Genomic DNA, 20,567 nt, shown 5'->3' with positions numbered 1-20,567 from the left:
GCGTTTTATCTGAAGTCCTTCGGAATTCTGCGCGCCACCCCGGTCAGGATCGCCGCCTGGACCACCGCTTTGCGGATTTCGATCACCACCTGCTCGTTAAAAATACTCGGGATGATGTACAGCTCGTTCAGCTCCCCGCCCGAGACGACCGAAGCGATCGCCCGCGCCGCCGCCAGCTTCATCGGTTCGTTGATGCAGCGGGCCCGGCAGTCAAGCGCTCCGCGGAACAGGCCTGGAAAGACGAGCACGTTGTTGATCTGGTTCGGATAATCGCTGCGCCCGGTCGCGTAGACCCGGGAATGCGGAATCGCCTCTTCCGGCGACACCTCCGGCTCTGGATTCGCCATCGCAAAGACGATCGGATCCGGCCCCATGCTGCGGATATCCTCCCCGTTCAGCAGATTGCCGCGCGATACGCCGATGAATACGTCGGCCCCTTTGATAACCTCTTTAAGCGAGCCTTCGTTGGCTTCTACCTGTGGCTGGTCTGCCAGCCACTGCCACATCGGATGGCTGTATGTACCTCCCCTGACGATTGCGCCTTCCCGGTCAACCGGAACCAGCTTCGTTACGCCGGCGCTGAGGAGCATTTTACAAATGGATACGCCCGCCGCACCGATGCCGTTCACGACGACCCGGATATTCTCCATCCGTTTGTTGACCACCTTCAGGGCGTTCAAGAGACCAGCGATGACGACCACGGCCGTACCATGCTGGTCATCATGGAATATCGGCATATCCAGCTCCTGGGCCAGCCGCGTCTCGATTTCGAAGCAGCGCGGAGAGCTGATGTCCTCCAGGTTGATGCCGCCGAAAATCGGGCTGATCGCCTTGATCGTCCGGATAATTTCCTCCGTGTCCGTTGTGTCCAGGCAGATCGGAAACGCATCGACGCCGGCAAGCTGCTTGAACAGCATCGCCTTGCCTTCCATCACGGGAGCCGCCGCATGCGGACCGATATCCCCAAGTCCGAGAACGGCTGTACCGTCGGTAATGACCGCTACCGTATTGCGTTTAATCGTGAGCGAATAAGCCTTATCCTGGTCTTCGTGGATCGCAGTGCACACCTTGGCCACGCCCGGCGTATACACACGCGACAAGTCGTCCCGGTTTTTGATCGGCAGCGTCGGCTGAACCTTGATTTTGCCGCCCAAGTGAACGAGAAAGGTCCGGTCGGACACGTTGATCAGCTTGATGCCGTCATGCCGCTTCAGCGATTCAACGACGCGGTCCTCCTGCGTGTCGGCCACCTCAACCGTAATATCCCGCACAGAAGAATCCTTCCCGGGGCGGATGACGTCGATGGAGGTGATGTCCCCTCCCGATTTACTGATCGCGGCTGCGACATCTCCAAAAGTTACCTTCCCGTGATCCAGCTCAACCCTAAGAATAATACTCGTATTCGCCATGATGCATCCTCCTGATTCAAGGTTTAAAAATAGTCACCCGTGCTGTTATAGCCATTTGTCATTTGTCCGAAATCTGACGACCCGGCTTTGTAACCGATTGCAATTCTATCATAAGCTGATCCATATTCAGGCCAAAAGCTCGTCCGGTTTTGACTTTTCGGATCGAAACCGCCCGCAACATATCTTAACAATAACCGCGAAACTGCACAAGCGTCAGTCGTATCCATGAGGATCGGGAGTAACTCAGCGTTCCCACCGGCAGCTTCCGCCAGTGTATAGTTTATAAACGCTTGAGCCGTTACACGCCGCGTTTCATATGTACCTGGCTGACCGATATGCCAAAACCGGTTTCCTTCAGCACACCCGTCAGCATCGTTTCGGACCCGGGAATATTGACGGTACGCAGGGTCAGTCCAAGGCTGGACGGCCCAAACACTTCGCTTAGGAGGCCCTTCATTAGCGCCAAAGCGTCTTCGCTTTGCCCGCCCAGAACCTTGCATTGAAACAGCGACGTGGAACTATGCGTCCCCTGATCATCGAAGCCCCTTTTATACAATGCGTAACCGGCAGGCTGGTCTTCCGGATCGAACGCGATCAGCGATTCTCCGTTCACAACGCTCTCCCATTGCGTCTGCCAAGGCTGGTTACTGACCGGCACGTGCAGCCTTTGGATATCCTGCGGAATGCCCCTGCGGAATTCGTACTTCCCGGAACCGCCGCTCGTCAGCGCTTCATCTTTCAGGCTTTTGCATTCATAGAAGAAAAGATCGTCAATGACCTCATATCCCATCCGCTCGTACAGCGATATCGCCGGCTTGTTATCGCTCAGCGCTTCGAGCAGGGCGACATCCGCACCCTCCGCTTTGTACAGCTCAAGGCTGGCCTTGATCAGCAGCTTGCCGATGCCTTTGCCCCGATACGCCGGGATGATCCCCGTTCCCCCGTTCCATGCTGTCTTCACGCCGCCGTTATTCCGCAGACCGTTCATGACAAAACCGACGGGAATACCGCCCACACAGCCGACGATCGACTGGGCAAGCGACAATCCTTGATCTGCACTTCTCTTGAGGAGCATGTCCATGCTCATCGTGATGGGGACCGAATACCCCTTAAACCCTTCGTTCCAAAGGTCCGTAAGCTCGGCAGGCGAAAATTCACTCATCCTTCTCATGATTACATTCATTTTCATTCATTCCCCACTTTCAGCAGATCTAACGGAAGTTCATCAAAGCTTTAGTTCAATCTATATACATAATGAATAAAATGTGAAATGAACGCAATCATTTTGTAACTTTCCCTCCGGTGCCCTATGATAAAGTATGACATGGTAAACTTATGTTTCACCGATCATCAATGTCTGGAGGCAGCTAAAGAATGCGCACATACATCCCGAGAAGCTTATACATAACCGTTGACAACAGCGCCGCTCACCTGCCTGGAAAGTCGGGTACGCCGCTATGATTCATCTCTCGCCGAATGAAAAAAGATATATGCCGGGACTGGACGGACTCCGGACCCTGGCTGTTTTCGCTGTCATTTTATACCACCTGAACGTCGGCTGGGCGCCGGGGGGACTGCTTGGCGTCAGCATATTTTTCGTCCTGTCCGGATATTTGATCACCGATCTTCTTACCGCCGAGTGGCGAAGGAGCGGAACACTGGATCTGAAGCAGTTTTGGATCAGACGGTGCCGGAGGCTGCTTCCCGCCATGATCGTCATGCTCGCTGCCGTGACCGCCTGGGTGACATTGGCGCGGCCGTCTACGATGCCGGTTTTAAAGGGCGACGCGATCTCGTCACTCTTTTATGTCAACAATTGGTATCTGATCTACCACCAGGTTTCGTACTTTGAAAAATTCGGGCCCGTCTCGCCGCTCGGACATCTGTGGTCGTTATCGGTTGAGGAGCAGTTTTACGTGCTGTGGCCGCTGCTTATGCTGATCGGTCTGAAGCTCGCCCCGCGGCGGGGAAAAATGTTTCTGTTCATGCTCTCAGCCGCGGCGGTGTCCGCCCTGGCGATGCTGGTCATCTACGATCCGGGGACGGATCCCAGCCGGGTTTATTATGGGACGGATACACGGGCGTTTTCGCTCCTGATCGGTGCCGCGCTCAGCATTATTTGGCCCAGCCGCAAGCTGTCTCCCCGGATCGACCGGTCCTCCAGGCGATTGCTGGATGGCATCGGCATACTCAGCTTAGCAGCGATTCTGGTCATGATCTGGACCACCAACGAATACGACGCATTCCTGTATCCCGGCGGCTTGGTCCTCCTGTCGCTGGCCGCAGCCGCCGCCGTGGCCGTGCTCGCCCACCCGGCAAGCCGGATCGGCCGATGGATTGGCTGCAAGCCGCTGCGATGGCTCGGCGTTCGCTCCTACGGCATATACATATGGCATTATCCAGTAATCATTTTATCCACAACAAACGGAGCCGGAGACGTGAGCGTCCTGAAAGCCGTATTTCAGGTGGCTGCCAGCATTACGCTGGCTGCGCTGTCGTATACATTGATCGAAGAACCGATCCGCAAAGGGTTATTGGGAAAAGGGTGGAAGAAGCTGCGCTCCGGCAAACTGGGCGTAGATCAGATTCCGCTGAAGGGCTGGATTACCGGGGCTACCTTACTGCTGCTGGTCATTATCTCCTGCACAGGCATCGCCCGGACACCGGCGGTGGCATCCACCGTCCAGGCGCTCGGCCCGGCCGCTTCCGGAGCTGACGGCTCCAGCCCGGTGTCACAGGAGGTTTCCGCTGCCGGGGACGGCACAGGAAATGCGGATGCCGATGCTTCCGGCCAGCAAACCGCAAAAGGCGGCGATCATCACGACGCCGGCCCGGCGAAGACCTCCGCCGGCAGTCCAGCCGAGGCGCAAACGCCTCCTGCAGCCCAGGGCCAGCAGGCTGCGAATGATGCAGCTTCGGGCACTACAGGCCAGGCCGAAGACCCGCCTTCCGCCGGCGGCAAAGCAACATCGTCCGCGGATCCCGTAGGCGTGGCCGGCACGCCTCCCGCCAAAGCCGACGAGCCTGGAGGGAGTTCGGGCAAGGCGTCCGGGCAAGGGGCCGGCGCAGCGGGAACGAACGCCCCTCCACCGGTCAAGCGGAATCTGGCGGTGAGCGCCATCGGCGATTCCATCCTGCTGGACGCCGCTCCATATTTGCAGCAGTACCTTCCCGGCATCATCGTCGATGCCGAGATCGGCCGGCAAATGTCGGAAGCGCCTGACATCGTGGAGCGGCTCCGGGCGGAAGGCAAGCTCGGCAACTACGTGGTGATCGAGCTCGGAACCAACGGCGCCTTCAACTCCAAGCAGCTTTCCAGGCTTCTCGACTCGCTGAAGGACGTCCGGCAGGTCGTGCTCGTGAACACCCGGGTGCCGAGAAACTGGGAAAGCACGGTCAATACGGCGCTCCGGAAGGCAGCCGATGCCCATGACAATGCGACGCTGCTCGATTGGTACGAAGCGAGCAGCGGAAAGTCCTTCTTTACACCCGACGGGGTCCATCTCAAGAAGGATGGAGCCAAACTGCTGGCATCGCTGATCACGAATGCCGTCGGAACCAAGAAATGACCGGGCTCATAAAAACATTTGTGTTAAGAGCCTTTGAGATATACACGTGTTGGAACTCATACATGACTGTTACTTTTAGTGGTTCGGCAGGCACTGCCGCATAGCCGGGCACGGAAATTATCCGTGCCCGGTTTTTTTCGATTCATTTTCAGTGGAGCCGTCTCTCTCACGTCCCTCGCTTAACTGTACATATTGTATAAACAGTTCGCAATTTGATATGATAATTAAGGATTACCATCAATGAATGTAGAGAAGGAGAGATCACCATGGCTACGATTCGTTTAGGCAAAAGCGATCTGCACATTAATCCGATTGGGCTTGGAGCCAACGCTGTCGGCGGGCATAATCTGTATCCGAATCTGAATGAAGAGACAGGCAGGGACGTGGTCCGGACTGCCCTCGACCTCGGGGTGAATTTCCTGGATACCGCGTTCATCTACGGTCCCGGCCGCTCCGAAGAGCTGATCGGCGAGGTGCTGAAGGAGAAAGGCAGAGCGAAAGCCGTCCTCGCGACCAAAGGCGCGCACAAGTTTGTGGATGGCAAAGTCGTGATGGACAATTCGCCCGCCTTTTTGCAGCAGTCGGTCGAAGACAGTCTAAGACGCCTGCTGACGGATTACATCGACCTGTTCTACATCCATTTTCCCGACGAGCAGACGCCGAAGGCTGAAGCCGTCGGAGCGCTGCAGAGGCTGAAGGAACAGGGCAAAATCCGGGCCATCGGCGTATCGAATTTCAGCATCGACCAGCTGAAAGAGGCAAACGTGAACGGCTATGTGGATGTGCTCCAATCGGAATACAACCTTTTTGCCCGGGACGCGGAAAAGGAGCTGCTTCCATACTGCGAAGCGAACGGCATCTCATTTGTCCCTTATTTCCCGTTGGCTTCCGGCCTGCTTGGCGGCAAATATACGAAGGACACCACGTTCAGCGATTTCCGCGCGAACAATCCGCGCTTTCAAGGCGAAGCTTTCGCCCGGAACCTGGACAAGGTGGATCGACTGCGGCCGATCGCTTCGCAAAAGAACGTCGAAGTGGCCCATGTGGTGCTGGCCTGGTACCTGAAACAGCCGGCCATTGACGCATTGATTCCGGGAGCGAAAAAACCGGAGCAGGTGAAGGAAAACCTGAAGACGCTGGACGTTCAATTAACGGATGCTGAAGTCGAAGAGATCAGCGGTATCTTTAAATAATCCGCGGGGACCGTCGGCGGATGAGTCGGTACTGCGAGAAAGACGCGGCTTATCTGGCTTCGGATGTTTATATTTTTTGATCTCTTCAACAAAAGGAGCTGCTTTCAGGGCGATCCGCCCTAAAAGCAGCTCCTTTGCTGTCACCCACCGATTACACAACGAGCCCGTATTCCCGCCGCCGTTCAGCCAATGAACCCTCGATGATCCGGTCCAGCAGGGCAGAGAAGGACAGCCCAGCGGCCTGCGCGCTCTTGGGCAGCAGACTTGTCCGGGTCATACCAGGCAGCGTGTTGACCTCCATCACGTAAGGAATGCCCTGGTGGAGCATGACATCCACCCTCGCGTATACGCTGCATTTGAGCACGCGGCAGCTGAGCTCGGCGGCCCGGCGGACCCGTTCGGCGGTATCCGGATCCAGGCTCGCGACGACTTCTTCGCACTCCCCTTCCTCGTATTTGGAAGTGTAATCGAAAAACTCCCCGTTCGGCTTGATCGCCAGAACCGGAAGGTACTCGCCGTTCAGCAGGCTGCACGTGATTTCCTCACCTTCAATGTACTGCTCGAGGATCACTTCATCGTCCCAGTGGAAAGCGCGCTCCACCGCTTCCCGCAAGCTCTGCTCATCCCGCGCCAGCGTAACGCCGACGCTGGAACCGCCGCTGTTCGGCTTGACGACAAGCGGATAGAGCGGTTCCGAGGCGAGCACGTTCTCCAGCTCATCCGGACTCGTCAGCAGCGTCCAGTCGGGTGTCTCTACACCCTCGTAACGGAGCAGCTTCTTTGCCGTATTTTTGTCCATGCACAGGCTGCTCGCCAAAACGCCGCTGCCGGTGTATGGAACACCGAGCGTCTCGAGCGTACCCTGGATCGTTCCGTCTTCCCCATATTTGCCGTGCAGGGCGATCACGGCCATGTCTATACCGGCCAGCTGCTGCGGCAAATCCCGTTTCCTCGTAATTTCGATTGGCCGGACTTCGTATTTGGCGGGATCCAAATGCGAAATGATCTCCCTGCCCGTCATCAGCGACACCTCCCGTTCGGAGGAATCTCCGCCCATAATTACGCCTACTCTTAACATCCGTTCTCCTCCATTCGTCTTTGGACCGCCTTTCCGATCACCTGAATGCCGTGCACAAGGTCTTCATCGCTCACCCGTGAAAAACCGATCCGCAGCGTTCCCTCGCCCTGATCGTCCGTATAGAACACATCTCCTGCGGTAAACACCACGCCTTGTTCGTAACAATCCCGCAGAATATCCCTTGAGCGGATGCCGTCCTGCAGCTCCAGGAACAGATGGAGCCCGCCGGTTCCGGTTAACCTTTTGTGCGGTATATACTTGCGGCAGCACTCTACCGCCAGCTCGTGCTTATGCTTATATTCAGATTTCGCCCGCTTTAAATACTTTTCAAAATTGCCGTTATGAAAATATTGATACAGCACCGCCTGATCCAGCGTGGAGGTGTGAATGTTTCTCGCCCGCTTGACGCTGACCAGCGCATCGATCAGCTCCCTGTCCGCCGCGATCCAGCCGATGCGGATGCCCGGGAACAATATTTTGGAAAAGCTCCCGAGGTAAATGACGCTGTTTCCATCCCCGCCGAAGGCCGCCAGAGGAGCCATGTGCGAGCCCGAATATCGCAGCTCCTCATTGAAACCGTCCTCGATCAATGGAATCTGGTGCTTTGCCAGCAGGCGCAGCACTTCGACCCGCTTCTCGGCCGACATTACGATCCCGGTTGGATTGTGATACGACGGGGTGAGGAACGCCAGACCGAAGGAGTTTTCGGTCAGCGCCCTCTCCATCTCGCCGATATCGATCCCGTCCTGCTCCATGCCGATCCCGGTGATGTCATATCCTTGAAGCTTCGAAATTTTGATGGCTGTATGATGAGTCGGGTTTTCGCACAAGATGTGCTTTTCTTTCACGTTCAGCGAGGACAGGATGATATCATAAGCTTCCGTGAACCCGTTGGTGATCAGAATATCTTTACCGTCCATGTCGACGCCTTTCGTTTCCATATAACCCGTCAAATACTCGATCAACGGTTTGTATCCTTTGGCGTAGCCGTAGTTGAGCAAAATCTCCCCTTCGATCGCCATCCGGTCCAGAAAAGCGCGCTTCACGTTGGCCAGGTCGAAGAGCTTCTCGTCGGGGGCGATGCTCGCGAAGTTAATCATCCCCTTCTCCCCGCGCAGGTCGCGCTTCATCAAATCCAGATCCGTGGCCGCTTGTGCCACCGTGCTCAAACGCTGCTGCCAATCCACATGCCAGGAAGGTACCGAAGCGATGCCCACTTTGGAGACGAAAGTTCCTTTGGAGCGGACGGTATAAATGTACCCTTCCTCCTCGAGCTCGGTGTACACCGCCACCAGCGTGTTGCGGCTGATATTCAGCATCGTGCTGAGCTCCCGCGTCGACGGCAGCTTCTGGTCCACCCTTCCCTTGCCCTTGGTGATCCACTGCTTCAAGTATTCTTTGACCTGCACCGTAAGCGGCCGGCCTTCTGTAATTTTAAAATCCGTAAACATGACGTTATTCCCCCCGTACCTATCTTCACACAAACCGCTGCCTGATAAAAGATCCACCGGACGGCGTTTTCCGGCCCGGCGTGGTTTAGTTTGTCCATAGACCATGATACCGGCTCTCGCCGAACCGCTTCGGCTGTCCTCCTTCTCAGGATGCCCGAAAGCCGGAGGCCGACTCACCCGCCTTCATTCATTTGTGATCTGGGCGCTTTCCTGAGTTTGTCCAAGCAAACAGAAAGACCGCCGGGCAGCCTGCCCAAGCGGTCTGTTCATACATTCAGCGGTTTGGCGCTCGCCTCTCACCAAGGCTGTAACGAGCCGCTATTCCGTAACGGTTTCGATCTTCGGCTCGGTCACGAGGGCCACATTCCCGGATACCGCCCGAGAAATCATGCAGGAGCCTTCCGCTTTATGCGCCAGCCTGTCCGCCGTCTCCACGTCTTTGGCTGTTGCATCACGGGCCAGCACGATATGCGGCTTGTGCGTAATGCTGACATACGTAAAAATGTTGTCCGTCACGTCCACGATGCCTTCGGACTCCAGCGAAAGCTCTTGAACCGGAAGATGCGAACGCTCCATCATGGCCGCCAGTGTGATTAAGTAGCAGGTAGCGGCGGCGCCGAGCAGCATTTCGTCGGGATTCGTCCCGACGCCCGGGCCTCCCATCTCTTTCGGGATGGAAATTTGCGTACGGAGATTGCCTGCTTCGATCTGTCCATCGCTGTTCCGTCCGCCGTTCCAGCCGGCCTTTAACACAAATGAATGCTTCACAGTCCAGTCGCCTCCTGTAATTCAGAGCGGGCAGGCTGCGGTTCGTCAGAAGCGATGCCGTTCGCTTTATAGTTAAAGCGCTGGCGGTAGCCGCATTTTCTGCACAGCTCCTCTACGACCTCGCGCCGGGAAAAACCGTCGACGATCCGGTTTGCCCGCTCGCTTTCAATAATTTCAGAAAATGGGGTCTTGTGGATGTTGCCGAGATTAATGACACCTTCCCCGTCAAGGCAGCAGGGGATCACCGTTCCATCCACCAGGACGCCCGCCTGATTGCGAAGCCCATGGCAGAAGCCCCGGCTGAGATCCTCCTCCTCAGTCAGGTCCGGCCATTTAAATTCATGGTCCATATTGATGTAGATCCGGTCCGCAATTTTGATGCCTTTGCCGGGAACGATTTTTTCCTCGATTTTGTAATCCAGGTTAAACTCCTTCTCAATGTACTCCAGCATTTCCCGATTGCGGCTCCGCTCCAAGTTCGTTGTGTTGTCCGGGTCGAGATTCCACAGCCGCAGCGATACGATCATGCCCGATTGGGACACCGCCTCTTTGACAAAGGAGAGCACTTTGGAGATATAGCCGTTCTTGTCCTGGGAACCGACATGCCCGTCAAAGCTGTGCAGGGAAAAATTCATCTGCCGCAGCGCCGGCTTGTTGAGCAGCTTCCGTCCTGCCTTATGCAGCAGCGTGCCGTTGGACGTGATGTTCACTTTAAAACCCTTCTCATGGGCGATATCCAGCAGCTGATCGATATGCGGATGAAGCAGCGGTTCGCCTTTGACGTGAAAATAAATATATTCCGTGTGGGGTTTGATCTCATCCAGAACATGCGTAAATTGCTCTGTCGTAATATAATTGGTCGCCCGGTGCGTCGGCGGACAAAACGTACAGGCCAGATTGCATTTGCTCGTCAGTTCGACGTAAAACTTTTTGAATTTTTTCATGATGGAAGCTCCAGTCTGATCCTTAAAAGTTACCTTCTCAACCTATTATATTAGAACATCCTTCCGAAGCAAACGTAAACCGTATTTTTGACAAAGGACAGCCTGAATCGCTTGGATCTGACAATCGGGGTTATTTCCGGGCCCGGCCCGCTCATATGCTGATATATGCCGCGGGCTTTTTCGATCTTTAATAAACGGTAAGGAGGGATGAACGGGGTGATTACGATTGGAAGCGGCGGGGAAACGGTGAACCCGTCAGGATGGCCGGATTTGTGGAGACAAATTTACGACAGGAAGATGAGGAGCACGACCGCATATCATTACGAATCGCCGGCCCATCTGGTCTTTGAGCTTAGGCTTCGTGAAGCGATCGTCAGAGCGGCAGCCGACTTAAACCGGAGCGGAGTGCAGTTTGAAACCTTCAAAAATTCCCACTGCAACGAAGCGTACTGGTATTTGAACCGGCGCGGCGGCTTCGAGCTCAAGCCCCATGTTACACCTGCCCAGGGAATCCAGGACATCTTCGTGAACGGCTGGGCGTATGGCTTCGAATGTGCGACGGGGATCGTGATCGTGTTGTACAAGGGTGTGCTCGATTGTATTCGGGAAGACGACTTCAACCGTCTGTTCGCGAATCTGCTCCTGTACGACTGGCATTACGACAGCGACCTGGGATTGATTGAAAAAACGGGTTCCCGGGATTCCTATCCGGGCGACGTCCGGTATTTTAAAAATCCGGATGTCAATCCCCACCGGATCGAGTGGCAGGGTGAAAATACGATCCAAATGGACGACGACCTGTACTACGGTCATGGAGTCGGTATTGTCACTTCAGGCGAAATCATCAGTACGCTCAACCGGTACCGGATTCCGGGCAGCAGCCGTTCCGCCTATTTGACCGACCAGATCATCCATCCGGATTTTCTGTATTTGTCGGGATTCGCCGCCGGCGGGCCACCGGCCCCCACCAACTGGCAGCAGCAGCCCTACAGGGAGAACGGCATCACCGCTTCCCGGATCGGCAGCCGGGTCTATCTTCGCTATTAAGTCTGCAGCGCAACGGATCTTGGATTATACTGTGGCAGAATCAAGTATAGACATGTACATGATGATTTAAGGTTAGTATGGGTAACCGCCTTCCGTAGAAGGCGGTTTTTTCACTTTCACAATCATTCGCTTTTTAGTATAGACTAATCATTTTTCAGCGCATATAATTACAAAAGTGTCATCAAATAACGAACATTAAGGCGGTATCTATGAGTAAATATAAGCAATTATTCCGAGGAACGGCATTTTCCAGTAAATCATCCAAAGAAATTGAGATCCTAAAAGACCATCTCTTTTGTATCCATGATGACGGGAAAATCGAAAAAATCGTGGCTCCTGAGGAAGCCGATTATCAGGTTCTGCTGGACGCTTATCAAGGAAAAGACAACTTTTATTCGTTAGCCGAAGGCCAGTACATTCTGCCTGGATTCATCGATTTGCATGTTCACGCTCCGCAATGGGCCCAATCCGGAACGGCACTGGACATTCCGCTCTATGATTGGCTCAACACCTATACTTTCCCGCTGGAATCCAAGTTCTCGGATCTCGATTTTGCCTATGAGGTCTACGACGATTTGGTCCGCACCCTGCTCGCCAACGGCACGACGACGGCCCTTTATTTTGCCACCATACATAAAGAATCTAGTTTATTGTTAGCACGGATTTGCGCCGAAAGAGGCCAGCGCGGACTCGTCGGAAAAGTCGTCATGGATGACCCGGAGCAAAATCCGGAACATTACCGCGACGCGGACACCCAGGCGGCACTTGCAGACACAGAAGAGTTTATTCTCGCCGTCAAAGCATTGTCCAAAACAGTAAAACAAGGCGTATTTCCTGTCGTGACGCCAAGGTTCATTCCAAGCTGCACGGATGAGGCGCTGCAAGGCCTGGGAGAGCTGGCCGAAAAATACGACGCGTACGTGCAATCGCATTGCAGCGAAAGCGACTGGGCTCATGGTTATGTTCGGGACCGGTTCCGGAAAAACGATGCCTATGCCCTGCATGATTTTGGGCTGCTGTGCGACAAGTCCGTCATGGCCCACTGCAATTTCCTGAGCGACGATGACGCGAACTTATTTGCCGAAACCGGAACGGCTGTCGCCCACTGCCCGATATCTAACGCCTATTTTGCCAACAGCGTTATCCCCGTCGCCCATCTCCACGATAAAGGAGTAGAGATCGGCCTCGGGACCGACATTTCGGGAGGTTTTTCTCCAAGCCTGTTCGATAATATCAGACAAGCCGTCATGTCCTCCAGAATGCTGGAGGATGGCGTGAACCCCGCCCTACCTGCCAAAGATCGCGGTGTGCCGGGATCGCGTATTACGGTCAACGAGGCGTTTTACCTCGCTACAGCCGGGGGAGGCGAAAGCTTAAGCTTGCCGGTCGGCCGGATCCAGGAAAACTATGCCTGGGATGTGCAGATCATCGATACGAAGCTGCCATCCGCCAAACTGCCGATCTTTGATCCAAATGAAGATTTGAACGACGTGTTCCAAAAAATGTTGTACCTGACCCGGCCCGAAAACATCCGCGAAGTTTGGGTACAGGGCGAAAAAGTCCATTCGCGTTAAAAGTAAAAGCCCAGTGCCATGAATGGCATTCTTTATCTACTTTAAACAATTCGCTATTCCTAGAAAAAATCCAAAAAATTCGAGGTGTACTCCTGAGTGAACACACAAACAGCGGCACAAACAGCTATGCATTCCGAGATTCAAGAACAAGCTCCACAATTGACTGTTTCACCTGACGATAAAATTCCGGTCTACAAATCGATCATTCTGGGCTTACAGCACGTCGTCGCCATGGACGTCTATGTCGTGCCATTTCTGATCGCGATGCTGATCGGCTTATCATCCGGCCAGTCCAGCGCTTTGATTCAAGCGACCTTTATTGCGGCCGGTCTGGCTACGATCGTACAAACGTATTTTTGCATGAAGCTGCCTGTCGCCCAAGGCCCTTCCTACGTTCCGCTTGGCGCCATCGTCAGCATTTATGCCGCCAGCGGCGGTGGGCAGTTAGGCTGGAACTCCGTTTTAGGTGCGGGCTTGATTGGCGCGGTTTTGGTCATTGTTTTGGGCTTTACCGGCATTTTCAATAAAATCGTAAAATCGTTTATTCCGCCGATCGTTGGCGGCACGATCATTTTCATCGTCGGTCTTTCTTTACTGCCTGTGGCCATCCGGGATAATATCTACGGTGCGACAGATGCGACCATCAACCAAAACGTGCTGCTTGCCCTCATATCGGGCGCTGTACTCATCATTTTTGTCATCCTGGGTTCCTTGTTCCGCGGTAAAGGCTCCATCTTCCGCATCATTTCGGTCATGGTCGCGTTGGTCGTCGGGTGTATTTCGGCGAATTTTATGGGTGTGCTTCATTTCTCTGCGGTGAACGATGCCAAATGGTTCAGTATGCCACAGCTCCCATTTGCCGATTTCGGCTTTTCGTTCAACATTTCGGCGATCATTACCATGGTCATTATTTATTTCGTCCTGTTGGCCGAAACGACAGGCACATGGTTTGCCGTCAGCAACGTCATCGATAAACCGTTAACCGATAAAAACTTAAACCGGGGTGTCATCGGGGAAGGCATCAGCTGTCTTATCGCTTCTTTACTCGGTTCGACGCCGGTTACGGGTTATTCCACCAATGCAGGCATCATTTCCATCACGGGCATCGCGAGCCGCCGCGTCTTCCTTGCCGTAGGTGTATGGTTTGTCATCTTCGGCTGCTCGGGTAAACTGGCCGCGTTGATCTCTTCCATCCCCACCGCTGTCATCGGCGGCGTCTTCACCATCGTCTGCGGTATCATCGCCATTAACGGCGTGCAGGTGATGAAAAACGTCAGCATCGCCGAAAAAGAAATGTACATCATCGCAATCCCGATGATCCTGACTTTGGCATTAGTCATGATCCCGCAGGATTTCCTGCACTCGCTGCCTACGTTCGTACAATATTTGCTGGGGTCGCCGATTTTGGCTGCATCGATTGCGGCGATCGTATTAAATAAGGTGCTGCCCGGCAGAAAATAAAGTAAGTAGATGCGGGCTGCAATACATAATGCAAGGAATCCGTGACAGGGCTGACTGGAAGGCACGCTATTTGCGTACTTCCATGTCAGCCCTGTTTCTTTACCGGATGCTGCTGAACATGCTGCGCCCTGACCTGCGTACTTATAAGCGGCCGGACTCGTCAAGGACAAGCCGAAATAGAAAATGTTGACAGCGGACGATGGTGAAGCTATTATTTATTTATCAATAAATAAGGGAGCAACGAAGATGGTCATCCGGCAGGATCGCAAAGAACAAATTTTAGCCAAAGCAGTCGACGTATTTGCCGAACTCGGGTATTACAAAGCAACAACGGCGCGGGTAGCCAAGGAAGCTGGCGTTACGCAGCCGTATGTGTTTCATTTTTTCAGCAACAAGGAAGAACTGTTTATCGCCGTCATCGACCGGGCTATCGGGCGGATCGCCGATGCCTTTTCACGGGTCGAAGCGCCCGCCGATCAGCTGATGGAAACGATGGGGCAAGTATTTGATGACGTTATGAGCAGCTACCGGGCAGAAACGCTGCTCGTCATGCAGGCACATACGATCCCGGAACCGGCGATTCGCGAGCATGTGCGCGGGCTTTTTTCCAATATATTCAGCTCAGTTCTGGAGAAATTTACCGCCGCCGGTTTGCCGGAGCCTGAAGCCGCGGCAAGCCAGTTTATGGGCATGGGGTATCTGATCACTGTGGCTGAAGTGCTGGATTTACCGCAGATGCTTTGCTTCAAGGACTGTTAGAGTGGTGCTTATTTGAGCATGGAGACTAAACGCTAAACGATTCTAGATGGTTCAAATTCCAGCCGGTCTGGAGCAAAACAGAGAATACAAAAAGGCAGTTACAGACTGCCTTTTTTGTAGCCTATATATTTATTTATCAATAAATAAAAAAACAGGAGGTTTGAGGATTGATGGAAAACTATATTCGTTTGGCTTTGCGGGGCGCCGGACGCCTCTTTGCAGAGGAGAAGCTGCTCGCTTGGCTCGGTGTTGCGGGGTTTGTCCTTGCCGCGGGCATCGCTGCCTATTTCGGCATGTTCGGCCCGGTTGTACCGCCGGAGGGCAATGTCGCCAGTGCCTTTTCGTTCAATGCGGCGATCGGCGTATTTATGCTGTCGATTGCCATGCTGCTGCCGCTGTCCGGCTTAAAGGCAAGGGCGCGGACGGCCATCCGCCGGGTGTTTGTTCCGATCGTCGTCTATGCCTACACCGTAGAGACGATCCAGCATTTTCGGGGCGTGAACCCGCGGTTCTCGCAATCCGGTTCAATCATCGATACGACCGCTGGAACTGCGTTTGGCCTTGCGTCCTTCATCCTTATTATCGTGACGACCGTTGTTGCCGTTGCCTTTTTCCGCCGCAAGCTCTTGGCCGCACGGCCACTGCTGATCCTCGGCATCCGCTATTCATTTGTGTCGGTGACGCTTAGCTTTGCGGCCGGTTTGTGGATGATCGCCCTGAACGGGCGCCTTACAGGAGCAGGCGGCAATATCATCGTCCTGCACGGCCTTGGTTTTCATGCGCTGCAGGTTCTGCCGCTGCTCGGCTGGTTGTTGGAGCGCTCACGAGCCGAAGCCCGGCGCGCACAGCTGCTTCTGCATACAGGCAGCGCCGCTTGGATCATATCCGTTGCCGCAGTCGCTATTCAGACCGCTGCGGGCCGCACCATTTTCGAGTGGTCAGCGCTGCCCGTCGTGGCGGCCGCCGGATTGCTTCTTTGCCTGGCGTCCATTGCAGCCGCGGCGGGCACCGAGTTGTTAAAGCCGCGCTTCGCCCCTGCTGTTCCGTCCTTCACTGATCTGGAGCGGTAAATAAACAGTTTTAATGGACCGTGCCTTGGTGTTTCACCGCTTCCATGGCATGGTGTACCGTATGACTGAGGGAGGCGAGGTCTCCTTCCGCCTGAAAATGAAGGTACAGCACCTCCGGCTCCTGCTGCATCCAATGGTTATGCACAGCCGAGATGTTGATCTTGCCTTTGCGGAGCGCATCAATGACCGGATTGACTTCGTCCTCCAGCAGCGCGAATTCACCGGTCACCGCTCCCTTTGCCCCTTGGGGGTCCGTGTGCTCGAAAGTGGCACCCAGGGCAAGATCCATCAGCTCCGGCGACAGGTGACGGCCCATAAGGGATACGTTCAGGTCGCTTCGTTTGATATGAACATTGCAGACGTTTCCTTCCAGCTGGACGTTTGATTTAAACAGACTCTTCTCGATTTTGCAAACATCGGCTGGCTTTGCTGATACAGCTCCTGCCGGAGCAGCCGCTGCCGCCAGAACCATCATCCAAATCATCAACACTATACGCATCGGGTAACAACCTCCTGACAAATCACTTTTTTGGTTTATTATGGCTTCATGGAACCACTTTCATGTAGTGAATCGACAAAAATATTCATATATAGACCTTTTGCTCATATCGATGTTATAATATGGTAAAATTTGCTCAATTGAAGGAGGTCTATTTTCCTATGTCTTGGCTGAAGAATCTTCCTCTGTCCCAGCGGGTCATGGCCGGATGTTACTTGGTGGCCGCATTGTTCGCACTCCCTGCCCTGATTATTTTCATTCTGATCGGGGAAATCCTGATCGGCGCGGCGTTCGTCATCATCTTTGCCGCACTGACTTACCCTTTAGCCCGCTACATCGAGAAAACGCTTACATCTTCGTTTGACAGCATCGCTACCGCCACCGCCAGCATTGCCAAAGGCGATTTTACGAGCCGTGTCGATGAATCGGGTTCCATGGGCGACGTCAGCCGATCGTTTAACAGCATGGTGGACAAGCTGAAGAAAATTTTGAATGACGCGTCAAGCATCACCCGCCAGGTGATGGATTCGAGCCGTGGTATCGCGGATAAAAATCAGGAGCTTAAAACCGTCATGGCGACAGTCGCCACTTCGGCCAACGAGCTGGCCGTCGGCGCAAACGAAATTTCCTCGGACGTCGCCGGCATGACCGAATCCATCCAGGCCATCGAGCTCAAAGTCGGCAACTATGCGGCCTCTACCAAGGAAATGAAGCAGCAGTCCGAAATTACTTTCAGCCTCGTAGAGAAAGGACGCCAGTCCGTGGAGAAGCAGGCGGAAGGGATGCGACAGAACGTCGAAGCAACGGAGAATGTGGCCAAGACCATTGACACGCTGTCCAAAAATGCCCAAGGCATCACGAAGATCACCAAGACGATTTCCGAACTTGCCGAACAGACCAACCTCTTGTCCTTAAACGCTTCGATCGAGGCGGCGCGGGCAGGCGAGCATGGACTTGGCTTTGCCGTGGTTGCCCAGGAAGTCCGCAAGCTTGCGGAGGAATCAACTGCGTCTACGCAGGAAGTATTCAGCCTCGTGAAAAGCATTGAGCAGAGCATTCACCAGGCGATTGACAACATCAAGATCAACGAGGATGTGGTGCAGCAGCAAAATGAAAGGATCCGCGAGGCCGAGCAGATCTTTGCCCACATCGTCGAAAGCGTACAATACATAACCGAGCAAATCACTTCATTCTCAAATGAAAGTGACCTGATGCTGGACAGTGCCCGTAAAATATCGGCGGCCATCCAGAATATTTCGGCCATCACCGAGCAGTCCTCTGCCGGTACAGAGCAGGTGTCCGCCGCCATGAACGAGCAGATGAAATCGATCGAAGCGGTCGTCGATGAGACCGAAGCAATGAGACAGGCCGTGTTCCAGTTGCAGAAGACGATCCAGATTTTTAAATTCTAATCGGTATAAATGAATAAAGCAGGCATACAGCGGGGTTCATCCCGCGGCATGCCTGCTTTTATTATTTTGAAACAGATTATGTCCTACGCATCACAAACGTTTCATGCTTGAGCACGAGCTTCGCTTTTGCAGTCTTTCGTCATGCCTGTTCCAGCCATACATCCTTAAAGTCGATCCACCCGAGGGGATTCAGGCTGACACCGCGTACCGAGGGATGTAAAAAGGTACTCAGCCTCCGGTGGTGTAGAAAAATGACCGTCGCCTCATCGCGGAGATGTTCCTCGATCTCCTTCAGGAACATCCGCCGCTGGTCCGTGGATTCGGCCGCCACAGCCGCATCGATCCGGCCGGTAATCCACTCCTTCCGTTCATGGTCAAAATAAGCCTGCATGACGCAATCCCGGTGTTCATAAGCTTCAATTTCGCATACCTCGTCTTCGGGAAATACCAGGCCGGAGATGACGAAATCCGATTCCGGCCACTGGTCATAATCCAGGGTCTCAATTTGGATTCCCCAGGCAGCCAGCCGGTTTACGACCCACATGCCGTCTTCCCCATATTTTTGGTGGCATGCAAAGCGGAGGACCTCTCCGTTATAACCCGATTCTTCCAGCGCCCTCCGGACGCGATCGGGACGCGTCGGTTCCACCGCGTGGGAACGGCTCGCGTCTGGGCGGAATCCAAAAGCCGGCAGCGCCCGTTCGCCGCCCAGCTCCGCCACCATATCACCGGGATGCAGGATCATCCGCACGGCCCGCCGGAACGCCTCCGACTGCTGCACACCTTCACGTGACACGTTCCAGGTAAGCAGCGTGCAGCCCTGGCACAGTTTCTCGATCTCCTGCCAGGTATCCTCCGGAGTACTCCGGTCCATACGCATCGTATCCAGGCTGTGGTGAACCTTGGCGATTCCGTCCATTTCCGTGCTGCAGTCTTCCGGCATGATCACGATGTCGACGCCGTCCAGATACGGCCTCCCCTGAAAATAGGCGTCAAACGCCGCCATCTCGATCCGGCCGCTGGTCCAGGTGACCAGACGGAACGGTCCCGTTCCGAGCGGATGGCTCCAATAGCTGTCCTCTTCCATGCCTGCGAAGCCGAAGGGCAGAATCGAAGCCGCCGCCGAGCACATGAACCGGTCAAACATCCGGTTAGGCCGGTTCAGCTTGACCCGCAGAACCCGGGGTCCGATCGTCTCAACACGCTCCACGCCTCGCATCAGCCATCCGTTGGCCGTCCCGTCCTTAAGGCGTTCGAGCGTGAACTGCACATCGCGTGAGGTCAGCTCCTGCCCGTTATGGAAGCGAACCCCCTTGCGCAAATAAAACGTCCATTCCGTGGCGCTGTCGTTCGATGACCAGGTATGAGCGATCATCGGCGCAATCGTGCCGGTCTGTTCATCAAACCTCAGCAGCCGGTCAAAAATTTGCCGGATCAAATGCGAATCGAACGAGTACAGCAAATCGGCGGGATCCAGCGTATGCGGAGATTTCAGCACGGGAAAGATCAGCGTATCATCGGGGCCGCCTTCTTCCCCTTTTTTGTAGCCGAAGTGGTTATCCAGCCATTCGAGAAATTTCGGCTTGGCGTACGTTCCGTTTCCAAATCCCCCGACCAGGTCGAAGGCGCGTTTGTAATCGCCGTTCTCCACGAGATGCTGGGAATACTCGATCAAATAGGCTTCCTTGTCGGCTTTGAACACGATCCTCGACCGGTTCCCCCGGCCCAGCCCGGGCAGCCACTCGATCAAATGCTCGCTTTCAAGTTTTCTTAAAATCAACTTGGCGTTACGGCTGGTGCAATACAGCGCATCGGCCAGCTCATCAAGCGTTACTTCGATAGGTATCCCCAGCTCCGTGCCGCCGCCAAAGCGCTCATGCAGCAGCAAATACCTTTCATCCAACAGCATACTCAGCCCCCCTTGCTTGACGTCCCAAATAAAAGAGGAAATCCTTTTGCGCAAGTATACACTTTTTATCCCCTTTTGAATAGATCATAATGGCATTAGACAGAGAAAATACAGATTCATCCAATACCGGAACATTTATTCGAGGAGGAGAACACATGCTGGAACATCATTATGTACAAGAAAAGTTGATGGAATACCGCCAAGCTGAGCATCACCGCAAACATGCCGGCGTATCAGAAACTACGGAATCGGCCGATCGTTATAAATCCGTCAAATCCCAAAAAAACACGCGTTGGATGCTCGCCATCACTTCAAGCCTGTTAAGACGAAAAAAAGGGAAGCATCCTTTCGCATAAACATCGGTTAGGGGATCTCATTCACCGTTTCGTTGTGAGACCCGCCGCCAACAAAACAAAAGACAGGA

General features: G+C 54.2%; 17 protein-coding genes. 9 read left to right on the top strand and 8 right to left on the bottom strand.

Features of this window, described 5'->3' with window-relative positions:
* Positions 1–5: 5 nt before the first annotated feature.
* Together IAE55_RS17330 and IAE55_RS17325 are read right to left on the bottom strand one after the other, a co-directional pair.
* Positions 6–1,409 carry an NAD-dependent malic enzyme gene (locus IAE55_RS17330; RefSeq protein ID WP_076167619.1) on the bottom strand — a complete coding sequence of 468 codons (1,404 nt, stop codon included), beginning with the start codon at positions 1,407–1,409 and terminating at the stop codon, positions 6–8.
* Between the two features lie 298 nt (positions 1,410–1,707).
* Complete coding sequence (locus tag IAE55_RS17325) at positions 1,708–2,598, bottom strand: GNAT family N-acetyltransferase (RefSeq protein ID WP_200633339.1); 891 nt, start codon at positions 2,596–2,598, stop codon at positions 1,708–1,710.
* Positions 2,599–2,866: 268 nt separating this feature from the next.
* On the opposite strand from IAE55_RS17325, the gene IAE55_RS17320 reads away from it, so the two are divergent.
* Together IAE55_RS17320 and IAE55_RS17315 are read left to right on the top strand one after the other, a co-directional pair.
* Positions 2,867–4,978: an acyltransferase family protein gene (locus IAE55_RS17320; protein WP_200633338.1), complete on the top strand. Its 2,112-nt coding sequence runs from the start codon at positions 2,867–2,869 to the stop codon at positions 4,976–4,978.
* 266 nt (positions 4,979–5,244) lie between these two features.
* Positions 5,245–6,171 carry an aldo/keto reductase gene (locus IAE55_RS17315; protein WP_200633337.1) on the top strand — a complete coding sequence of 309 codons (927 nt, stop codon included), beginning with the start codon at positions 5,245–5,247 and terminating at the stop codon, positions 6,169–6,171.
* A 151-nt stretch (positions 6,172–6,322) separates the two neighbouring features.
* Here IAE55_RS17315 and IAE55_RS17310 read toward each other — a convergent pair whose 3' ends face one another.
* The 4 genes from IAE55_RS17310 to IAE55_RS17295 form a co-directional block, all read right to left on the bottom strand.
* Positions 6,323–7,249 (bottom strand): D-alanine--D-alanine ligase, encoded by a 927-nt coding sequence (locus IAE55_RS17310; protein ID WP_145156884.1) that lies wholly within the window; start codon positions 7,247–7,249, stop codon positions 6,323–6,325.
* Complete coding sequence (pdxR, locus tag IAE55_RS17305; protein WP_200633336.1) at positions 7,243–8,700, bottom strand: MocR-like pyridoxine biosynthesis transcription factor PdxR; 1,458 nt, start codon at positions 8,698–8,700, stop codon at positions 7,243–7,245. The genes IAE55_RS17310 and pdxR overlap by 7 nt, the downstream gene beginning before the upstream one ends.
* A 318-nt stretch (positions 8,701–9,018) precedes the next feature.
* Positions 9,019–9,468 carry an OsmC family protein gene (locus IAE55_RS17300; RefSeq protein ID WP_105443491.1) on the bottom strand — a complete coding sequence of 150 codons (450 nt, stop codon included), beginning with the start codon at positions 9,466–9,468 and terminating at the stop codon, positions 9,019–9,021.
* Complete coding sequence (locus tag IAE55_RS17295) at positions 9,465–10,412, bottom strand: radical SAM/SPASM domain-containing protein (RefSeq protein WP_200633335.1); 948 nt, start codon at positions 10,410–10,412, stop codon at positions 9,465–9,467. Before IAE55_RS17295 ends, IAE55_RS17300 begins: the two co-directional genes overlap by 4 nt.
* Positions 10,413–10,628: 216 nt before the next feature.
* Here IAE55_RS17295 and IAE55_RS17290 point away from each other — a divergent pair, with 216 nt between their 5' ends.
* From IAE55_RS17290 to IAE55_RS17270, 5 genes are all read left to right on the top strand, one after another.
* Positions 10,629–11,459: a protein-glutamine gamma-glutamyltransferase gene (locus tag IAE55_RS17290; RefSeq protein ID WP_244364329.1), complete on the top strand. Its 831-nt coding sequence runs from the start codon at positions 10,629–10,631 to the stop codon at positions 11,457–11,459.
* A gap of 209 nt (positions 11,460–11,668) precedes the next feature.
* On the top strand, positions 11,669–13,033 hold the full coding sequence (guaD, locus tag IAE55_RS17285; protein ID WP_200633334.1) for a guanine deaminase: 1,365 nt from the start codon (positions 11,669–11,671) through the stop codon (positions 13,031–13,033).
* Between the two features lie 126 nt (positions 13,034–13,159).
* The gene (locus IAE55_RS17280) at positions 13,160–14,494 is read left to right on the top strand and encodes a uracil-xanthine permease family protein (protein ID WP_076169481.1); all 1,335 of its coding nucleotides are present in this window, start codon (positions 13,160–13,162) and stop codon (positions 14,492–14,494) included.
* A 246-nt stretch (positions 14,495–14,740) separates the two neighbouring features.
* A complete protein-coding gene (locus IAE55_RS17275) occupies positions 14,741–15,253 on the top strand; it encodes a TetR/AcrR family transcriptional regulator (RefSeq protein ID WP_105443494.1) in 513 nt (170 codons plus the stop codon).
* A 170-nt stretch (positions 15,254–15,423) separates the two neighbouring features.
* Positions 15,424–16,323, top strand: coding sequence for a hypothetical protein (locus IAE55_RS17270; RefSeq protein ID WP_200633333.1), 900 nt, complete (start codon positions 15,424–15,426; stop codon positions 16,321–16,323).
* A 10-nt stretch (positions 16,324–16,333) separates the two neighbouring features.
* Here IAE55_RS17270 and IAE55_RS17265 read toward each other — a convergent pair whose 3' ends face one another.
* Positions 16,334–16,822, bottom strand: coding sequence for a DUF1259 domain-containing protein (locus IAE55_RS17265; RefSeq protein WP_200633332.1), 489 nt, complete (start codon positions 16,820–16,822; stop codon positions 16,334–16,336).
* Positions 16,823–16,983: 161 nt separating this feature from the next.
* Here IAE55_RS17265 and IAE55_RS17260 point away from each other — a divergent pair, with 161 nt between their 5' ends.
* The gene (locus tag IAE55_RS17260; protein ID WP_145156876.1) at positions 16,984–18,234 is read left to right on the top strand and encodes a methyl-accepting chemotaxis protein; all 1,251 of its coding nucleotides are present in this window, start codon (positions 16,984–16,986) and stop codon (positions 18,232–18,234) included.
* Positions 18,235–18,373: 139 nt separating this feature from the next.
* On the opposite strand, the gene IAE55_RS17255 is transcribed toward IAE55_RS17260, so the two are convergent.
* Positions 18,374–20,143: an SgrR family transcriptional regulator gene (locus tag IAE55_RS17255; RefSeq protein ID WP_200633331.1), complete on the bottom strand. Its 1,770-nt coding sequence runs from the start codon at positions 20,141–20,143 to the stop codon at positions 18,374–18,376.
* A gap of 155 nt (positions 20,144–20,298) precedes the next feature.
* Here IAE55_RS17255 and IAE55_RS17250 point away from each other — a divergent pair, with 155 nt between their 5' ends.
* On the top strand, positions 20,299–20,499 hold the full coding sequence (locus IAE55_RS17250; protein WP_105443499.1) for a hypothetical protein: 201 nt from the start codon (positions 20,299–20,301) through the stop codon (positions 20,497–20,499).
* Positions 20,500–20,567 lie beyond the last annotated feature (68 nt).

The organism is Paenibacillus sp. S28, assembly GCF_016624415.1.
GTDB classification, from domain to species: Bacteria; Bacillota; Bacilli; order Paenibacillales; family Paenibacillaceae; genus Paenibacillus_AQ; species Paenibacillus_AQ favisporus.
Note: the sequence above shows the minus strand (reverse complement) of the source record. Positions and strands in the feature narration are given on the sequence as shown.